The sequence below is a fragment of the Lysinibacillus sp. BS3 genome (assembly GCF_039614735.1).
Lineage (GTDB): Bacteria > Bacillota > Bacilli > Bacillales_A > Planococcaceae > Lysinibacillus > Lysinibacillus capsici.
The window spans coordinates 536,359-555,256 of record NZ_CP154860.1 but is presented as its reverse complement, the minus strand read 5'-3'; the positions used below and the strand labels follow the sequence as shown (position 1 = coordinate 555,256).

Annotated in this window: 18 protein-coding genes; 13 read left to right on the top strand and 5 right to left on the bottom strand. The window is 39.3% G+C overall.

Translation table 11 applies throughout. From position 1 onward, the window contains the following. The first annotated feature begins 129 nt into the window (after positions 1-129). Positions 130-1,299, top strand: coding sequence for a c-type cytochrome biogenesis protein CcsB (gene ccsB, locus AAJG31_RS02830; RefSeq protein ID WP_279494865.1), 1,170 nt, complete (start codon positions 130-132; stop codon positions 1,297-1,299). Between the two features lie 208 nt (positions 1,300-1,507). Here the strand turns inward: ccsB and AAJG31_RS02825 are convergent, their stop codons facing one another. Then, complete coding sequence (locus AAJG31_RS02825) at positions 1,508-2,698, bottom strand: amidohydrolase (protein WP_279494866.1); 1,191 nt, start codon at positions 2,696-2,698, stop codon at positions 1,508-1,510. A 13-nt stretch (positions 2,699-2,711) separates the two neighbouring features. Further along, a complete protein-coding gene (locus AAJG31_RS02820; protein ID WP_048394502.1) occupies positions 2,712-4,241 on the bottom strand; it encodes an AbgT family transporter in 1,530 nt (509 codons plus the stop codon). Between the two features lie 150 nt (positions 4,242-4,391). Between AAJG31_RS02820 and AAJG31_RS02815 the strand changes: the two genes are divergently transcribed. Next, the gene (locus AAJG31_RS02815) at positions 4,392-5,690 is read left to right on the top strand and encodes a hypothetical protein (RefSeq protein WP_048394501.1); all 1,299 of its coding nucleotides are present in this window, start codon (positions 4,392-4,394) and stop codon (positions 5,688-5,690) included. 131 nt (positions 5,691-5,821) lie between these two features. On the opposite strand, the gene AAJG31_RS02810 is transcribed toward AAJG31_RS02815, so the two are convergent. The 3 genes from AAJG31_RS02810 to AAJG31_RS02800 all read right to left on the bottom strand — a co-directional run bounded on the left by AAJG31_RS02810 (position 5,822) and on the right by AAJG31_RS02800 (position 9,045). Beyond that, positions 5,822-6,022 (bottom strand): cold-shock protein, encoded by a 201-nt coding sequence (locus tag AAJG31_RS02810; RefSeq protein ID WP_004230248.1) that lies wholly within the window; start codon positions 6,020-6,022, stop codon positions 5,822-5,824. A 229-nt stretch (positions 6,023-6,251) separates the two neighbouring features. Then, positions 6,252-6,878: a response regulator transcription factor gene (locus AAJG31_RS02805; protein ID WP_048394499.1), complete on the bottom strand. Its 627-nt coding sequence runs from the start codon at positions 6,876-6,878 to the stop codon at positions 6,252-6,254. Further along, the gene (locus AAJG31_RS02800; RefSeq protein ID WP_279494869.1) at positions 6,853-9,045 is read right to left on the bottom strand and encodes an ATP-binding protein; all 2,193 of its coding nucleotides are present in this window, start codon (positions 9,043-9,045) and stop codon (positions 6,853-6,855) included. Before AAJG31_RS02800 ends, AAJG31_RS02805 begins: the two co-directional genes overlap by 26 nt. A 285-nt stretch (positions 9,046-9,330) precedes the next feature. Here AAJG31_RS02800 and AAJG31_RS02795 point away from each other — a divergent pair, with 285 nt between their 5' ends. The 11 genes from AAJG31_RS02795 (at position 9,331) to ureC (ending at position 18,869) form a co-directional block, all read left to right on the top strand. Next, positions 9,331-10,158 carry a hypothetical protein gene (locus AAJG31_RS02795; RefSeq protein WP_345803568.1) on the top strand — a complete coding sequence of 276 codons (828 nt, stop codon included), beginning with the start codon at positions 9,331-9,333 and terminating at the stop codon, positions 10,156-10,158. A gap of 47 nt (positions 10,159-10,205) precedes the next feature. Beyond that, the gene (locus AAJG31_RS02790; RefSeq protein WP_279494871.1) at positions 10,206-11,183 is read left to right on the top strand and encodes a thymidylate synthase; all 978 of its coding nucleotides are present in this window, start codon (positions 10,206-10,208) and stop codon (positions 11,181-11,183) included. Between the two features lie 184 nt (positions 11,184-11,367). After that, positions 11,368-11,553: a hypothetical protein gene (locus AAJG31_RS02785; protein WP_103118057.1), complete on the top strand. Its 186-nt coding sequence runs from the start codon at positions 11,368-11,370 to the stop codon at positions 11,551-11,553. A 45-nt stretch (positions 11,554-11,598) separates the two neighbouring features. Further along, the gene (locus AAJG31_RS02780; protein WP_036080672.1) at positions 11,599-11,805 is read left to right on the top strand and encodes a hypothetical protein; all 207 of its coding nucleotides are present in this window, start codon (positions 11,599-11,601) and stop codon (positions 11,803-11,805) included. A 105-nt stretch (positions 11,806-11,910) separates the two neighbouring features. Then, positions 11,911-12,324, top strand: a complete 414-nt coding sequence (locus AAJG31_RS02775) for an Rrf2 family transcriptional regulator (protein ID WP_279494874.1) — start codon at positions 11,911-11,913, stop codon at positions 12,322-12,324. Between the two features lie 70 nt (positions 12,325-12,394). Next, the gene (locus AAJG31_RS02770; protein ID WP_257961058.1) at positions 12,395-13,024 is read left to right on the top strand and encodes an NAD(P)-dependent oxidoreductase; all 630 of its coding nucleotides are present in this window, start codon (positions 12,395-12,397) and stop codon (positions 13,022-13,024) included. 155 nt (positions 13,025-13,179) lie between these two features. Then, positions 13,180-14,598, top strand: a complete 1,419-nt coding sequence (aspA, locus tag AAJG31_RS02765; protein ID WP_004230240.1) for an aspartate ammonia-lyase — start codon at positions 13,180-13,182, stop codon at positions 14,596-14,598. A 159-nt stretch (positions 14,599-14,757) separates the two neighbouring features. Next, entirely contained in the window at positions 14,758-16,002 is a 1,245-nt protein-coding gene (locus AAJG31_RS02760) for a HAMP domain-containing methyl-accepting chemotaxis protein (RefSeq protein ID WP_048394485.1), read from the top strand. A gap of 468 nt (positions 16,003-16,470) precedes the next feature. After that, positions 16,471-16,773, top strand: a complete 303-nt coding sequence (ureA, locus tag AAJG31_RS02755; protein WP_036080666.1) for an urease subunit gamma — start codon at positions 16,471-16,473, stop codon at positions 16,771-16,773. A gap of 15 nt (positions 16,774-16,788) precedes the next feature. After that, the gene (locus AAJG31_RS02750; RefSeq protein WP_016992588.1) at positions 16,789-17,157 is read left to right on the top strand and encodes an urease subunit beta; all 369 of its coding nucleotides are present in this window, start codon (positions 16,789-16,791) and stop codon (positions 17,155-17,157) included. Next, positions 17,154-18,869 (top strand): urease subunit alpha, encoded by a 1,716-nt coding sequence (gene ureC, locus AAJG31_RS02745; RefSeq protein WP_036080661.1) that lies wholly within the window; start codon positions 17,154-17,156, stop codon positions 18,867-18,869. Before AAJG31_RS02750 ends, ureC begins: the two co-directional genes overlap by 4 nt. Positions 18,870-18,898 lie beyond the last annotated feature (29 nt).

Below are 18,898 nucleotides of genomic sequence, written 5' to 3'. Positions count from 1 at the left end.
CATGTCATAAAAATGTAACAATTTGAAAAAATAAAAATATTTAAAGGGAAAACATGGCACTTCTTACACGCTATAACGTTCTTACTATTTGGAAGCATATTCCGAAAAATAGACGTTGGAGGGATTCTATTGAATCAAGAAAGTTTATTATCCATTAGTAGCAATGCCTTATTTATTGCCTTTATTCTACTACTCATTGCTATTGTGCCATTAGGGCTAGCAGTCAAATCAAAGAGAAAAACATTCGGTAAGCTAGGACTATTGCTCACTTATATAGCCTTTGCCCTACAGCTCGTGTACTTTGTTGTCAGATGGGTGGCGGTTGACCATGCACCTGTCAGTAATATGTATGAATTTATGACGTTCTTTGGCATCATGCTTACAGGAAGTTACTTAATTATCCATTTCTTATATAAGCAAATCGTGGTTGGCTTATTCACGATTCCTGTATCCTTAATCATCCTTGGTTATGGAAGCGTTTTCGCAAAGGAAGTATCGCCGCTTGTTCCATCATTACAAAGTCACTGGTTAACGATTCATGTCATGACTGTGGCCTTTTCTAGTGCCATTTTATCTGTATCCTTTGCTACAGGTTTAATTTACTTATTAAAAACGCTGGATGTTTCTAAAAAATCTATCAGTACATACGGTCTTGAGTTTGTGTTGTATTGTTTGGTGGTTGTCATTGGCTTTATTGGCGTATCGACGTTTTTCAGCCTTGCCACAGAAGAGGTGCAGGTACAATTCGATAATGCACAGGGACAGCAAGAAAAAGCCACTTACTCCATGATGCCCCTGATTGTAAGTAAAGGAGCCGTCACCGAGAAGGGTGAAGCAATCGGTGGTGTCGAAATCACAAATAAAATAGATGCCAAGAAATTAAATTCGATTGTCTGGGCATTTATCGTGGGTACTATTTTATATGGTGTCATTCGATTCATCACAAGAAAATCAGTGAGTGCCTTATTAAAGCCATGGACAAGCCGCGTACAGCCACAATTAATGGATGAGATTTCCTATCGCGCAGTTGTTATCGGCTTCCCATTATTTGCATTAGGTGGCCTGCTATTCGCCATGATTTGGGCGCAAATTGCCTGGAGTCGCTATTGGGGCTGGGACCCGAAAGAGGTGTGGGCATTAATTACCTTTTTATTCTACGCAGCCTTCCTCCATTTCCGCTTATCCAAAGGCTGGGAAGGTGAAAAAACAGCCTGGTTGGCCATCATCGGCTTCGGCATTATTGTGTTCAACCAAGTATTTGTCAATCTAGTCATTGCCGGCTTACATTCCTATGCCTAGTTAAAGGTAGGGGGTCTTGACTCCTAAGTGATCCTGACTGAGTGAGGAGGAGCCCGCTCTAAAGTGAGGAGAGAGCGCTCAAACTAGTCAGGTAACTGCTCCAACTAGTGAGAGAACCTCTTAGCTTTGGCCATCCTTTTCTTCTTATTAAAATATTCAACCGAAAAAAGCATTACGAAATGCATGTAGCACTTCGTAATGCCTTTTATTAATTATTTTTTGCGAAATAGTCTAGCGTTGCTTGACCTAAAACGTTGGCGGCAATTCGTAATGAGCGCTCGTCGATATCGAATTTCGGATGATGGTGTGGATAGACTTCCTCCCAATCAGGGTTTTTCGCCCCTGTGAAGAAAAACGCACCGGGGATTTCCTCTAAGAAATAGGCAAAGTCCTCACCGCCCATATTTGGATCAACTATTTCAACAGTCTCAACATCTGCAATTTTCTCTGCGGACGCCATTATATGCTCAGTCTCTGCATCATGGTTCACAACAGGCGGATAGCCTCGCACATATTCATACTCGTAATCGGCTTTTGTTAAATAACAAGTTGCCTTTAAAAGCTCTTCGATTTCATGCTCTAACAAACTACGCTCCTCCTCGTGGAAAGTGCGCACCGTACCCTTCATGTACACTTGATCAGCAATGACGTTGAATGGATTTAATGCCTCAATATGGCCAATTGATACTACTGCTGGACGTAATGGGTTGATGCGACGTGCCACAAGCTGCTGTAAATTTGTAATAAACTGAGCTGCAAGGACAATGGAGTCCTTGGTGTCACTTGGGTTTGAACCATGGCCGCCCTTGCCTTTTATCGTTATATAAATACCATCTGCTGCAGCCATTAATGGTCCTTTAGCTGTTTGCACTTTGCCAAGATCAGTGGGTGCCCATAAATGTGTCCCAAAAATAACATCTACACCTTCTAAGCAGCCATCCCTAATCATCGAAATAGCTCCACCTGGCGCAAGCTCCTCAGCATGTTGATGAATAAAGACGATTGTTCCTTCTAAATCATCCTTCATTTGATTAAACGCCTTCGCTAAGATTAAGAGGGAAGCTGTGTGTCCATCATGGCCACAAGCATGCATACGCCCTTTAATTTTCGATTGGAAAGGTAAGCCGGTTTCTTCCGTAATGGCTAAAGCATCAAAGTCTGCTCGTAACGCTACTGTTTTCCCTGGTTTTCCACCAACTAACTTTGCCACAACTCCATTGCCACCTACACCTTCACGAACCTCATGACCTAATGCACGATGAAAGGCAGCAATGGTTTTTGGCGTTTCAACTTCCTCAAAGGAAAGCTCAGGATTTTCATGGAAATGACGACGAAGCTGTATTGTCTCTTCTTCATATTGTTTTAATAAATCTGCTAACTGTTGTTGTAATGTTGTCATTCTCTAACACTCCTTATTTTAAGTAAATATAATCTCCAGGGCCAAGCGGTAAACCTAGTAGGAACCAAATGGCGAAGAGGATAATCCAACCGATTGCGAAAAACACCGAGAACGGTAATAAAGAAGAGATAAGCGTACCAATTCCGATATTTTTATCATAGCGCTTTGCAAAAGATAGTAAAATCGCGAAATACGGTAACATAGGGGTAATTGGATTTGTAATCGAATCCCCTACACGATAGGCCATCTGCGTAACCGCTGGGGAATAGCCTAAGTATAAGAACATTGGTACGAAAATTGGTGCAAGTAAAGCCCATTTTGCAGAAGCACTGGCGATTAATAGGTTGACAAAGGCACATATTAAAACAAAACCTATCATCATTGGTAAACCTGTAAAATTCAATGCTTGTAAAAGCTCTGCACCTTTAATGGCTAAAATAGAACCAATATTGCTCCAGTTGAAAAAGGCAATCATTTGTGAAGCGGCAAATGCTAATACAATAAATGGCGCCATATCTGCAATGGATTTAAAAATTTTCTCCGCAACTTCCTTATCGTTTTTAACCTCCTTCGCTGCTATCCCATAGGCAAGCCCAGGTAATAGGAAGAAGAATAACATGATAGGTACAATGCCTGCCATGAAAGGTGAGTTTAAAAAGCCACCTGTGGCAGGATCACGTAAAAGACCGTTCGACGGTATGACTGTAAAAGCAATGACTAAAATATAAACTAGCGTTACGATTCCAGCCCATTTTAATCCTCTCTTCTCTAAAGCTGTCAATGGCTCTAGCTTTTCAATTTCACCGTGAAACGAACCAAAGCGAGGCTCTGTAAACTTCTTTGCAACCCATGTACCAATAATGACTAATAAAAACGTCGAAGCAATTAAGAAATAGTAGTTCATCGTTGCACGACCAGTGTACGCGGGGTCTGCTATTTGTGCTGCTGATTCTGTAATCCCTAATAATAATACATCTAGAGAGCTAATTAATATGTTCGCACTGAAGCCTCCAGCTACAGCTGCATATGTAATAATTAAGCCTGCTAATGGATTTCGACCAATACTCATAAAAATCATGGCTGCAATTGGTGGTAAAATGATAAATGCCGCGTCAGCCGCTAAGTTACCAACTAAACCTGTAAAAATGATAAAAGGTACAATTAATTTTGTAGGTGCTGACATCACAATTTTCTTCATGACAGCTGAAATTAAGCCTGTTTGCTCAGCTAAACCAATACCAATCATTGTCACGATTACTAGCCCTAATGGAGCGAAGCCTGTAAATGTTGAAACCATCTGCGTTAAAATTAAGATAAGTCCTTCTTGACTTAGCAGATTTTTTACTTGAATGACATCTTCGGTCCCAGGTTGAACTGCTGAAATACCGAGCATGGATAAAACCCATGATAAAACTAGTACTATACCTGCTAGAATAATAAATAACGTGATAGGGTCCGGTAGCTTATTACCTGCACGCTCGATTTTATCTAACATATTGTCAATCCAAGATTTTTTCTTAATTGTTTGTGAATTCCCTTGCATAAATTTCATCTCCTTTTATACTTTATTAGACTTAACCTTTAAAAATCCAATGTCTCTATTTTAAGACATCGAAAATCTATGTCCTTTATACAAAGAAACCATATTTTCTGACTATTTTCAATATTTATTTTTTATTAAGGAGCTATATGTATGTATAAAATTAATGTTTTTACCGCTAAACGCTCACTTTCATGGGTTCAACAGCTTGAAAAAATTAAACCCTCTTTTTGTGAATTTCATTACTATGCTTATACTGATTTTGAACATTTGAATGAGCTTTTAGAAAAGTATTTGGAAGGGGGAGATGGAGCGCTTTTTAGCGGACAAATTCCATATTTTTATGCTCAAACGCATTTTCAAGAAGCAACGGTACCCATGCATTATTTTGATATTTCAGAGCGTGATTTTTACCGTACCGTTACGGAGCTTTTTTATGAGAAAAAGATTGCTATGAATCGCATTGCCATCGACTTTTGCTATGAGGAAAACGGCTATTTGGGCATTCATGAATGGTCGATAGGAAAAAAACCTTATCTTTTTAGCCAAACGATGAGCGAGTACGCAAGTAGCGATATTGTCGATAAAGCTGCTGAATGGCATCTACAATTGCATAAGGAAAACAAGGTTGATTTGAGCTTTACCCGCATTGCAGAAATACGTGAGCGCTTAGCTGATCAAAATATACCATTTATCGCTTTTTACCCGTCTCAATATGCAATGCAATTAACATTAGATCATTTTCTCAATCAACTGCGAATTCGACAGCTTAACCAAAATAAAGTAGTGGTAGTGCATATTTTAATTCCGATAGATAAATCGAATATAGAAGACCTAGAATATCGGCAAATTGCCTTATATAAAACTATATTAGATTTCAAACAACTGTATGCTAGCTCATTTATCGTACATCGTGAGGCATCGTTTATTGCAATTATCACGACGTATAAGCAATTTTTAAGTACAACGAATCGTTATTCACATTGTCATTTAGTTGATTTTTTAAATGAGAAGCTATCGTTTCCTGTCAGAATAGGGTGGGGAATTGGTGACTCTCTAATTGAAAGTCAGGAGTTTGCTAAAAAAGCCGCAACCCTCTGCTCCTCAAAGGAAACACAGGGATACATTATTGAAAATTCACGAGAAATCGGGCCTTTACTATATGGAACGATGCTACAGTTTGACGATGAAAAACAACAGCATCTAAAAAATTTAAGTACGACATATGATATTCCCTTATTACAATTACAAAAAATAGAAGCGATGCTGGAAAAACTAACGACAACGATTGTTAGTGGGGAACTGCTCAGCACACATCTTGGCATTACGGTACGCTCTGCAAACCGCATTTTAAAGCAGCTCCATGAGAAAAATTTAGCACACGAATTACCAAGCAACACGTCCACCACACGTGGACGCCCAAAAAAGTATTATCAAATTCATTTATATTAGTCAGGATGGAATGGCTCATACGGTGGGGCTACCTGTGCAAGTTGATAGGATGAATAAATCCTGACACAGGAAAAAAGAGACATCCATTTACGAATGTCTCTTTTTATATGCACGTCTATGTTAAGTGAAGATTATAGTTTCACTACATTCGTTGCTTGAGGTCCACGGCTGCCTTCTTCTACGCCGAATTCAACTTTTTGGCCCTCTTCTAAAGTTTTGAAGCCATCAGATTGGATAGCTGAGAAATGTACGAATACATCATTGCCACCTTCAACTGCGATGAAGCCAAAACCTTTTTCTGCGTTAAACCATTTTACTGTACCTTGTGTCATGTAAACACCCTCCCAAAAAAATTCAACAATCAATTGCTTCTATCACATATAAAAAACGTATTCAAAAGCTCGTATTACTTTTGAATACGTGTTTTTAATCATAGCAATGAAGTAATGTAATTATTACCCTTATTATAGTACAGAATTGTTTGTATATCCAGTAAATTCCGTTTTTAGTAAGGAAAAATTTACATTTGTAATCTAATAGTAAAGAAACGCTATTTCCTCATTATTTAATCCATGCTTTTTCCTTCGCAACAATGACCGCCTCTGCCCGCGATTCTACATTTAGCTTGACGAATAGCTTCGATAAATAGTTCTCCACCGTGCGCTGGGTGACACCAATTGCAGAGGCGATGGCTTTATTTGTACAGCCTTGGGCAACGAGCTGTAGTATTTCCTGTTCCTTATCGCTCAGTAGAACCTCCTGCTGCACATTCGGCAGGTTGGTGCGTTGCTGAACAAAGTCTAAGAAATCGGCTGCTAGTAAAATCTCACCTCTTATGGCTGCTTGAATGGTTTGGATCACTTGCTCCTTTGTCGCTAGCTTTGATAATAGACCGTCAATTTTTTTCTCAATCAATAGCTCATAATAATCGGAAAGTTCGTAGCCTGTGTAAAGAATAATCAATGCATCTGCTTGTTTTTTCTTAATCATCTCTGATAGTTGAATGCCGTTGATTGGCTTCATATTGATATCAATGAGAAACAACTGAAAGGTAGCTGTATCCATTCTTGATAAAACGGCTGCGCAATCCTGTTCTGTTTCGATTTGAACATTGGCTAAATCCTGCAACAATGTTTTCGTACCATCTAAAACGACAGGATGGTCATCTATAATAAGTATGTTCATCATATGAATCCCCGTCCTCTTGTATTTGTATATAAATATGCATGCCCTCGTTAAGGCTCGATTGAATGGTAATGTCACCATTAAAAGCACGGACACGTTCGCGAATGCCATTAATGCCCATTGATGCAGAGGACTGTATTAAATCGTCAATGTCGCAGCCTATACCATTATCATCGTATCGAAGGATAAAGCCTTGAGGGATTGCTTGTAATTGAAGCGAAACCTCTGTTGCTTCGGCATGCTTGATTGCATTATTTAACAGCTCCTGAACAAGACGATAGACTACGAGATGCAGGGTGACATCCTGAAATTCTACACGATCAATTTGGGCGCTTAATAAAAAATCAGCCCTTATTTTTACCTTTTGAATGAGTTTTTTTAATGCCATTTGTAAACCAAAGGTATCCAATAGTGGGGGACTTAAGTTCTCGCAATATTCTCGTAAGTCCTTCGTTGCATTCAATAGCTGCTCGCGTATAGCTAGCACGGTCTCCTTCTGAATAGTAGGGGAGCCAGCTAGGACATCAAGCTCTCTGGCTAAATGAAGCTGCTCCTGCAAAATGGTATCATGTAATTCCTGTGCTAAAATACTCTTTTCCTTCTCAATAATATTCCATAGCAATTTATCGAGCCAAGGAAGCGGTGTATCGCTGGTATTTTTTATATGCTGAATTTCACGCACTAAATCCTCAATTTGCTGTAAGTTATTGATAAACATGGACACATACAGTGCAAGCAATTCTAACCAAAGCAGCTCTTCCTTTTGCAGAGCATGGCGTATTTCTAACATAATCTTTTCCTCACCAGCATCATGTAACAGTAATTGCGGATAGTAGCTTACATGCTGTGGAGAATCGTCTGTTATTGTCCGGATATGAAACGCTGTGGTTCCAAGCTTCTCGGTGATTTCATATTTAAAACGATCCAATAATTCTTGTTGGTTTTTTGCTTTGCCCATACGCTGAACGGCTGCATATAAATTATGTACATAATTTCCAGTAGAAGAGAAGATAATTTTTCGATACTTAAAATCAATGCGTTCTTTTATATAAAAGCTTGCAATGATCACCATAAAGACAAGTAAAAAAATACTTGTGACATGGACGATGGATAGCTCCCCCATGAATAACAGGGCAATCCCTGCTGTCAACAGAAGCGCACTGAAAAAGGCTAGCGTTGAATAATAGCGTAATCGTGATAATTGGTATTCAATATCGAATAATCGTTCGTTCACCTGAATGAACAGAAAAGAGAACGGAATAAATAATAAAAATAATGCGGCGATTTCAGCGTGTAATATCGGCTTATGTCCTAATATTTCAGGTGTAACGAAGAATAATAAAAAGGGTAAAAACGGCACGATAAAGGCAAGCGCAATTAAACGAATTTTGGCCAATTTAGTACGTAAATAACTCGTTACTAAAATAAAAATTGCATAGACTACCAGGACAGCAAATAAACTTAGGTTCAATATAGGTGTGAACTCACGTAATGATGGCTCAATTTCCTCCATTAGATAAAAGCCAGGGATGAACAGTATTAATAAGTACAGCCATTTGCTGTGAGGGTAGGTCCACTTAATTTGTAGGTATTTGAAAAAGTGTTGTAAAAAGTGAATAAAGAGAACCATGCATAAAATAATACAGCTACTAATGACAAACATCCCAATCATATTTCCTCTAGCTGATGCGCCAGTACTGATATAGGCGGTCGAACAAGTTAATAAAAATAGGATCAATAAAAACGTTGAAAGATTATTTTGATTGCGTCGCCAAACATAAAGTGCGACACCAAAAGCTAGGAAAAAATAAAAGATAGGGAACAAAATTTGCAAATATAATTCTTCTGGCATGTCTCGATGTTTGACAGCAATGGTTTGAATACTCTTATCAGCCTTTTGGATCGTTAATGCATTGGCGCTTCTAACGATCATTTGCTGTTGAACGTAGCGATTCTCCATGGCTGGCTGCCCATCGATAGACACAATAATATCCCCTTTTTCAATATTTTTTTGCTCTGCCCATAGAGGGTAATAGCTATCCACAAAAACAGGCTGACCGTTTGTCGTATCGAGAGTGAGACTCACAAAGGGTGTTTTGATGGTAATACCTAACACATAAATACCGAGTATTAAGTATGTAAGAAAAATACAATAAGTACATTTTTTCATTGTTAAACCTCTAATTTGCTTATGATCATAATCTCCTATATATTATCGCTAATTATTGATAAATTTGGAATACCGAAATAACGAGTTTCGGAAAACCACTATTGTTTTTTCGGAATAACGAAATAGTGTTTTCGGACATGGCTATGATAGGGTAAATTTAATCATTAGTGTCGAATAGGGGGACTTCTGCGTGAAAAAAGGCATTTTAACACTTTTAATTTTTTTTCTCATCGCTATGATCACCATTCCATTGACCACGAACCATTGACCACGAAGGCCAAAACGGTGAATCAGGATAAAGTCGAGGTAGAAATTGGTCTCATAGGTAGTGATCATCATTTTGTCTATAAGATTCCGAAGCATTTACATAAGGATATGCCCTATACAGAAATGAAAAATGGCATTCAAGCTTCCTTAGCTAATCATTGGAAAATTGGTGAGACTCGTTATGAGGCCAATAAATCCGATGTTGCCTATACCTTTTATATTCAGGATTTATTTCAAGAAAAGCAGGATGGTCAGCTAAAAGTAGCCATTCCCTATCGTCATCTAGTAGGGATGTTTGGCGAGCAAGATCCTATTCAATTGCGTATTTTAGCAAGTAAATTATCCAAGTGGACTGTCAATACAAAGGATTGGACAGCGCTTGGCTTTATGGAGCCCTTTACTTTTTTAAGTGAACGTGAATATGTCTATGAGGGGGCAGTCCAAGAGTTATTAAACCAAAGAGTGGGCCATTTTGATGGCACCATTCAAAAAAGTCAGTTGCTTTTATACAGTGTCATTTATTTTTGCTTTATGGCTATCCAACTGCTTGCTTGTCTTATTTTATCCAGACGGTTAAAAAGGAAAATCATTAAAAACCCAGACAATATGCATCAGTTCCGTAAACTCAATTACCTGTATCAATTGGTGCCGATTTTGATCATTGTCGCACAAATCGTGTTCCTTGTATTATCGGGTCTGATTACAGCATTTGGATTATACTTTAGTCCTGGCATTGATTTATTAGTGATTGTTGGACCTGTTTTATTAAATATCATCTTGCTGCCCACTTTTTTCGTCACAACAGAGAGTGAAATTTCAAGGGAGCTCAACAATAATTCGTTGTGAAATGGTATAATGATCAACAGCAAACTTGAAGGAGCTGTTGAAGAAAAATGACGCATCCAGAATTCGCGTACTTAAATTTACTACAACATATATTAGAAAATGGCACAAAGAAAGAGGATCGAACGGGGACAGGTACATACAGTGTCTTTGGGTATCAAATGCGTTTTGATTTAAGCAAAGGTTTTCCTCTTCTAACGACAAAGCGTGTGCCCTTTAAGCTTGTAGCAAGTGAATTATTATGGTTCATTAAAGGGGATACCAATATCCGTTACCTATTGCAGCATAATAACCACATCTGGGATGAATGGGCATTTAAAAAATGGGTGGAATCTGATGAGTATAAAGGTCCTGATATGACAGATTTTGGTCGACGCTGTTTAGTAGACGAGTCATTTAACGCATTGTATCAAAAAGAACTTGCCTCATTTTGTGAACGTGTCTTAACAGATGATGACTTTGCACAGCAATATGGAGATCTCGGAAATGTCTATGGCAAACAATGGCGCCATTGGACAACCTCTGATGGCGATAGCCTTGATCAGCTACAGGATGTCATTCATCAGATTAAGCATCAACCTGATTCACGCCGTATCATTGTCAATGCATGGAATCCTGAGGATGTCATTAATGCGGGCGCAAAGGGCAGTAAAGCTGCATTACCACCGTGCCATGTGATGTTCCAATTTTATGTAGCAAATGGTAAATTAAGCTGCCAGTTAATGCAAAGAAGCCTTGATACATTATTAGGCTGTCCATTCAATATTGCGTCTTACGCCTTATTAACACATTTGGTTGCACATGAGTGTGGCCTAGAGGTTGGCGAATTTATTCATAGCATTGGGGATGCACATATTTATGCAAACCATGTGGAGCAAGTGAAAGAGCAGCTATCACGTGAGCCAAGAAACCTACCAACATTGCACATCAATCCAAATAAAGCATCCATCTTTGATATAGAGCTTGAGGATTTATCGATTGAAGGATATGATCCACATCCTGCGATTAAAGCACCAATTGCCGTATAATGCTAACAGCAGCCATTTTGGTTGCTGTTTTTTTCAAACAAAGATCTAGGTCTAACTATTTGTTTTACGAAATAGGCAAGTAGTTGGATGACTGGATGAAAAGAAATTAATTATAGTTATTATGGTATAATTAGCATTATTTGGTATAATGGGAATAGTCCATTATATTGTAGGGGTGATAGTTGTGAAAAATACAATGGTACTTCTAGTAGATGAATATGATCGACAGCAAAGCAAGCCAGAACAAAGCATGGGTTCTGTGCAACATGCATATTCTTGTAACAAGATCGAATTGTCGCAGCAGCAAATTCAAGAAATGATGCAAATCATCGAAGAGATTCGTTTGAAAGGTTATAAAGATACACTATAAATGTAAGCGCCTCCTAAGCTATAATGGCTATGGAGGTGTTTTTTTATGAACGTTATTTTTATCGATTCTTATTCTGGGGAAGAGCTGCTACATATGGTGTCACAAGATGTAGCAGGCATTTTGGCAGCAGCGCAAGGAGAAAGTGTGACATTTCCTGTAGGTCACTTTAAATATGAATTTCATAATTTAGATTTTTATGAGGACAACGGTCAAATACGACAGGAATTAGTCATTTACGTAAAAAAAATATAAGCGATACATTAGCAACAGCATAACGGGGCACAATATATACAGGTGACAGGGCTTGACTTTTTTTTGCACCTGTAACTATAATAGTTACAACAGGTGGTGATACATATGGTGAACAGTCGATTTTCGGTGGCGATCCATATTCTTTCGCTCATTGCTACAACCTCTGATAAAAGTATCCTTACGTCCGATTTTATAGCTGGTAGTGTGAATACCAATCCAGTAGTTGTAAGAAGAATGATTGGTGTGCTAAAAAAAGCTGGCTTACTTTCTTCTCATTCTGGCATGGCTGGCTATGAGCTATTAGTAGAGCCAAAGGATTTAACACTGCTAGCGATTTATCAGGCAATTGATGGGCCAGAGCAGCTATTTGCCATTCATGATGAGCCCAATCCAGCGTGTGCAGTAGGTCAAAAAATCAAGCATACATTAGAGGGTGTCTATACATCTGTGTGGCTGGCAATGGAAGAGCAATTACAAGCACAGACGCTACAGGATGTGCTAGATCAGCTTCGTACTTAGACGGAGATGGTCTTCTTGTATCTAACCTGTAACTAAAATGGTTACAACTAAACCTTAGGAGGAATAAATCATGAAAATTGCCGTAATTGGTGCAACAGGAAAAGCTGGACAAAAAATAGTAGAGGAAGCGGTACAACGTGGTCATGAGGTCACAGCCATCGTTCGTTCAGCAGCAAAAGTGACAGCTGCTATTCCAGTAATTGAAAAAGATGTGTTTGATGTGACGCAAGATGATGTAAAAGGCTTCGATGTCGTTGTCAATGCATTCGGTGCTCCAGCTGGACAAGAAGATTTACATGTCAAAGCTGGTCGTCATTTAATCTCGATTTTCCAAGGTATTCCTACAAAATTAGTGGTTGTAGGGGGAGCGGGCAGTCTATTTGTGGACCCAGAGAAAAAAGTGCGTGTGATGGATACACCAGATTTCCCAGCCATTTATTTAGCAACAGCGCAAAATCAAGGACAAAACCTACAGGATTTACAACAATCATCCATTACTTGGACATTTATTAGTCCATCTGCATTTTTCGATCCAGAAGGACCACGTACAGGTCACTATACAGCAGGAGTCGACCACTTATTAGTAAATGAGGCGGGGGAAAGCTATGTCAGCTATGCCGATTACGCAGTGGCTGTCGTCGATGAATTAGAAAACCCTCAGCACGTTAATAGCCGTTTCACAGTAACGTCAAATAAATAATAAAATGCAACCGAGCGTAGGAAATGCGCTCGGTTTTTTGTGATTTTTTTGCTTTTTTGAAGGATTTTTTTCGTTTACAGAAAAATGACTGTTTACAATACGACTTTTATTAGCTACTATCAAGTGTGAGTATTACATAAAAGGAGACGACAATAATGTCAACACAACGAATAGAAAAAGATTTTTTAGGTGAGCGCGTATTACCAGCAGAGGCGTATTACGGAATTCAAACACTACGTGCTACGGAAAACTTCCCAATTACAGGCTACACAATTCACTCTTCACTTATTAAAGCAATGGGGATTGTGAAGAAGGCAGCTGCATTAAGTAATATGGAAGTACACCTATTATCAAAAGAAATTGGTGAGGCAATTGTCGAAGCAGCGCAAGAAGTGATTGATGGCAAATGGGATGCTGAATTTATTGTAGACCCAATTCAAGGTGGTGCAGGTACATCCATCAATATGAATGCCAATGAAGTCATCGCTAACCGTGCCCTAGAAATTTTAGGGAAAGAAAAAGGTGACTATCACACAGTAAGCCCAAACAGTCATGTCAATATGTCACAATCAACAAATGATGCTTTCCCAACAGCTATTCATATCGCTGTGTTAAATTTAATAGATGAATTATTAGTAACGATGGATTATATGCAATCCGTTTTCCATCAAAAAGCAGAGCAATTTGCTCATGTCATTAAAATGGGACGTACGCATTTACAGGATGCCGTGCCAATCCGCTTAGGACAAGAGTTTGAAGCTTATTGCCGCGTGATCAACCGTGACATCGTACGCATTCGTCAAACTCGTCCGAATTTATATGATGTGAACATGGGTGCAACGGCTGTTGGAACAGGCTTAAATGCCTTCCCAGACTACATTAAATCTGTTGATGAGCATCTTGCTGAAATTTCTGGTTTACCATTAAAAGGTGCAACGCATTTAGTGGATGCAACACAAAATACAGATGCCTACACAGAAGTATCAGGCGCTTTAAAAATCTGTATGATTAATATGTCTAAAATTGCTAATGACTTGCGTTTAATGGCTTCTGGTCCTCGCGCAGGCTTAGGAGAAATCCTGTTACCAGCTCGTCAACCAGGTTCTTCAATTATGCCAGGTAAAGTTAACCCAGTTATGCCTGAGGTGCTGAATCAAGTAGCCTTCCAAGTAATTGGGAATGACCATACAATTTCTCTAGCATCGGAAGCTGGTCAATTAGAATTAAACGTAATGGAGCCTGTATTAGTGTTCAACCTAATCCAATCGATTAGCATTATGAATAATGTATTCCGTGCGTTTACAGAAAACTGCTTAAAAGATATTGAAGCAAATGAAGAGCGCATGAAAGAATATGTAGAAAAAAGTGTAGGCGTGCTAACAGCAGTTAACCCTCACATCGGTTATGAAGTAGCTGCTCGTCTAGCACGTGAAGCTATTTTAACAGGTCGTTCAATTCGTGAGCTTTGCATTGAAGAAGGCGTCCTAACAAAAGAACAATTAGACTTGATTTTAGATCCATATGAAATGACACACCCAGGTATTGCGGGTTCTAGTATCATGAAATTAAAATAAAACGAGCAATTATGGACTGTAGACATGCCCTAAAAGGCTGTCTATAGTCTTTTTTTGTAGACCTTTTCTCATATAAAATAGAGCGTATCCTTATGTATTTTAGGATTATTCAACTATAATAATGGTATGGAAGACATATTTTAGTTGGGGGAATTTGTAATGAGTTTACGAAAAAAGAGTTTACTTGGCTTTTCCGTTTTAAATGTTTTAATGATCGTTATTTTATTTATCGATTTAGCCAATGTAACGACATTGGATTGGTTTTCTACCGTGTTAACGATTGTAGGAATTGCTATTACACTATCTTACACAGTGTATGTCCATTACAAAGTGATACAGCCTATCAAACAAATCACAGAGGCTGCACAAGGAATTACGGCAGGTCAATTAGATACCGTTGTCATTGAGGTTCGTGATAATGGTGAAATTTCTCAACTAGCACAATCCTTTTTAGAGATGCAGGAACAATTACGAACAATGACACAAAAAATTGCGCACAGCTCTACAGATTTATCAGCAAGCATCGAGGAATTATCTGCGAGTACGAATGAAATTACGCTTGCTGTGGAAGAAGTAGATCAACAAATGGAGAAGACGTCAGAGGGCTTGAAGCAAGCAGCACAATCGGCTAATGATAGTGCTAAATCTATGCAAGAAACCGTTGATGGCATTGAGCGAATTACAGTAGCCACACAAGATGTGTTTGTGCATGCAAAAGATGCTAGCGAGATAGCAGGAAATGGTGCAAATATTTTACATGTGGCAAAAGAGCAAATGCAATTTATTTCCTCTTCAACAGAAAAAACAAGTGGATTGATGCAGCAATTATCCCTTAAAATGTCAGATATTAAATCAATGACAGATATGATTACTACCATTACAGATCAAACAAATCTACTAGCATTAAATGCGGCCATAGAAGCAGCACGCGCTGGGGAGCATGGTAAAGGCTTCGCCGTTGTAGCTGAAGAAGTGCGTCAATTAGCAGAACAATCAAAGCACTCTGCTACGCAAATTGTGGATTTAGTTGTAGGAATAGAAAGTGATACAAAACAAGTAGCCTCATCAGTAGAAGATGATTTGAAAAATGTTCAACAAGGAGTGTATGTAATTGACGAAGCGACAAAATCATTTGGCACAATTTCACAGCATGTTAGTCAGATGACAAGTCAGCTAGAGGATATTTCGACGACAGCTGAGCAGCTTTCAAGTAGCGCCAATGAAGTGGCATCCACTGTGACAACCATCGCAGCTGGCATGGGCAAGCTATCGAATTATACAGAAGCTGTTTTACATTCAATGGATGAGCAAACAGCCTCAATGCAAGCAGTTAATCATGTCACACAGGATTTAAGTGTCCAAGCGGATAACTTACAAAAGTTAACAAATCAATTTCATGTCTAGGTAAGAAATTGATATTTTCAAGATTTTTTAGCCCTGAAATAACTATCACATATTAATAATTTTATAAGTTTTTTAGTATAATTTTTATCTTCCTGTCACACATTCGAGAAGAGGCTTTTTTACAGACGACAAATTTTCTGTAAAATATGCCTCTTTTTTTATTATTTATTTCGTAAACTTGTAAATTAACAGATAAATAAAAATGTTGAATTTTCTAATCGAGTTTCTTATAATGGACTAGCTGTTACCTCTATTACTCACTTCAACTATTGCAACCCGCACTCGCCGGGTCAACAAGTCATTTCTATTTCTCTTCGCATATCCCTTGCGAAATTATAATTTGTAAGACAACAACTAAATGTAACTAAAACTGAATCGTAAGACCATTACAAAAAATTGAAAGGAAGTCATGCCTCGAAAAAATATTATTGAAAGATAATTCTGAATAAAAGAAAGAGAGAGATTGGATTGAAGCTATCACCAGTTGAACAAGAAAAATTACTCCTCCATGTGGCAGGAGAACTTGCGCTGAAAAGAAAAGCTCGGGGCTTAAAGCTGAATTATCCAGAAGCTGTCGCTCTAATTAGCAGTTTTATTATGGAAGGTGCTCGAGATGGTAAAACGGTAGCACAGCTTATGAGTGATGCCAAGCATGTACTGACAGCGGAAGATGTGATGGAAGGTGTCGGGGACATGATTTCAGATGTGCAGGTTGAATGTACATTCCCAGATGGGACGAAACTGGTCACAGTTCACCGTCCAATTCAGTAAAAGGAGTGTTTGTGGATGATTCCTGGAGAAATTCGACCGAAAAACGGAGTGATTGAAATCAATGTGGGACGAGCAACGAAAAAGGTATTGGTGGCGAATACAGGTGACCGTCCGATACAAGTAGGTTCCCATTTTCATTTTATTGAGGTTAATAGATTTCTAGCGTTTAATCGACAAGATGCGATTGGTATGCACCTCAATATTCCATCAGGTACAGCCGTGCGTTTTGAACCTGGGGAAGAAAAAGAGGTGGAGCTTGTCGAATTTGGTGGTAAACAACATGTCTTTGGCTTAAATATGTTAACAGAGGGCTCTACCCACCATAAGGACGAAATTTTGGACAAGGCAATTGAAGGTGGCTTTAAAGGAGCGGAAGAAAAATGAAGGTAACACATGAAGCTTACGCGAAAATGTTTGGCCCCACTGTGGGTGATAAAGTCCGTTTAGCCGATACGGATTTATGGATTGAAATTGAGAAGGACTATACTTCATACGGTGATGAGGGGGTCTTTGGTGGTGGTAAATCACTACGTGTCTCAATGGGGCAAAATGGTAAAAATACACGCAATGAAGGTGTGCTGGATACAGTTATTACCAATGTTATGATTATCGACTATACAGGGATTGTAAAAGCAGATATCGGTATCAAAGATGGTCGTATTATCGGTATAGGGAAAGCAGGCAATCCGAACAGTATGGATGGTGTGGACCAGGATATGATCATAGGTGTGGGAACAGAGGTTTATGCAGGCGAAGGGCTTATTGCAACAGCAGGAGCAATCGACACGCATATCCATTTCATCAGCCCTGATCAGGTGGAAACAGCATTATTAGCAGGGACAACGACATTTATAGGCGGTGGAACAGGTCCAGCAGCAGGCTCAAAAGCGACAAGCTTAACGGCTGGTGAATGGCATCTGCATCGCATGCTACAGGCTGTAGAGGGATTCCCCATCAATGTTGGTTTGCTTGGAAAGGGTAGTGCATCTGATCCTGCGCCTATTATCGAGCAGGTTCGTGCAGGTGCGATCGGGTTGAAAATACATGAGGACTGGGGTGCCACACCAGCTGCACTCGATCAAAGTCTATCGGTGGCAGATGAATATGATATTCAAGTTGCCCTCCACTCCGATACATTGAATGAAGCAGGGTTTGTAGAAGATACAATCAATGCGATTGATGGCCGTGTCATTCATATTTTCCATACGGAAGGTGCGGGTGGCGGTCATGCTCCAGACCAATTAGTGATGGCATCCTTACCTAATATTTTGCCAGCATCGACGAATCCTACGAAACCGTTTACGACAAACACGATTGATGAGCATTTAGATATGCTGATGGTTTGTCACCATCTAAAGCATGATGTACCAGAGGATGTGGCATTTGCAGATTCACGCATACGCCCAGAAACAATTGCAGCAGAAGATATTATGCAGGATTTAGGGATTTTGAGCATCATGTCTTCCGATTCACAAGCGATGGGACGTGTTGGTGAGGTCACAATCCGAACGTTCCAAACAGCAGACAAAATGAAAAAACAGCGTGGTCCATTACCACAGGATGAAGGCAAGGATCACGATAATTATCGCGTTAAGCGTTATATAGCAAAACTAAATATTAACCCAGCTATTGCCCATGGCATAAGCCATGAAGTAGGCTCGCTGGAAGAAGGTAAATTAGCGGATATTGTCTTATGGGACCCAGCGTTCTTTGGGGTGAAGGCGGAAGTTGTCATTAAGGCTGGTATTGCTGTGTATGGCATAACAGGTGATCCAAATGCTTCCATTCCTACACCACAGCCAATGAAAGGCCGTCGAACATATGGCTTCTACGGTCAAGGGCCGCAGCATTGCGGCATGACATTTTTACCGAAAATTGCTGTGGAAGAAGGCTTGCCAGAAAAATTAGGCCTAAAACGAATGATTGGCACGGTTTCAAATTGCCGAAATATTCGTAAAGCTGACATGAAGCTTAATAATGCCACTCCGCAGATTGATGTTAATCCAGAAACCTATGAAGTGAAAATTGATGGGGAGCTAGCAACATGTGAGCCAGTGGATGTACTTCCAATGGCACAACGCTATTTCTTATTCTAAGCACATGATATGAGTGTAACAGCGAATAC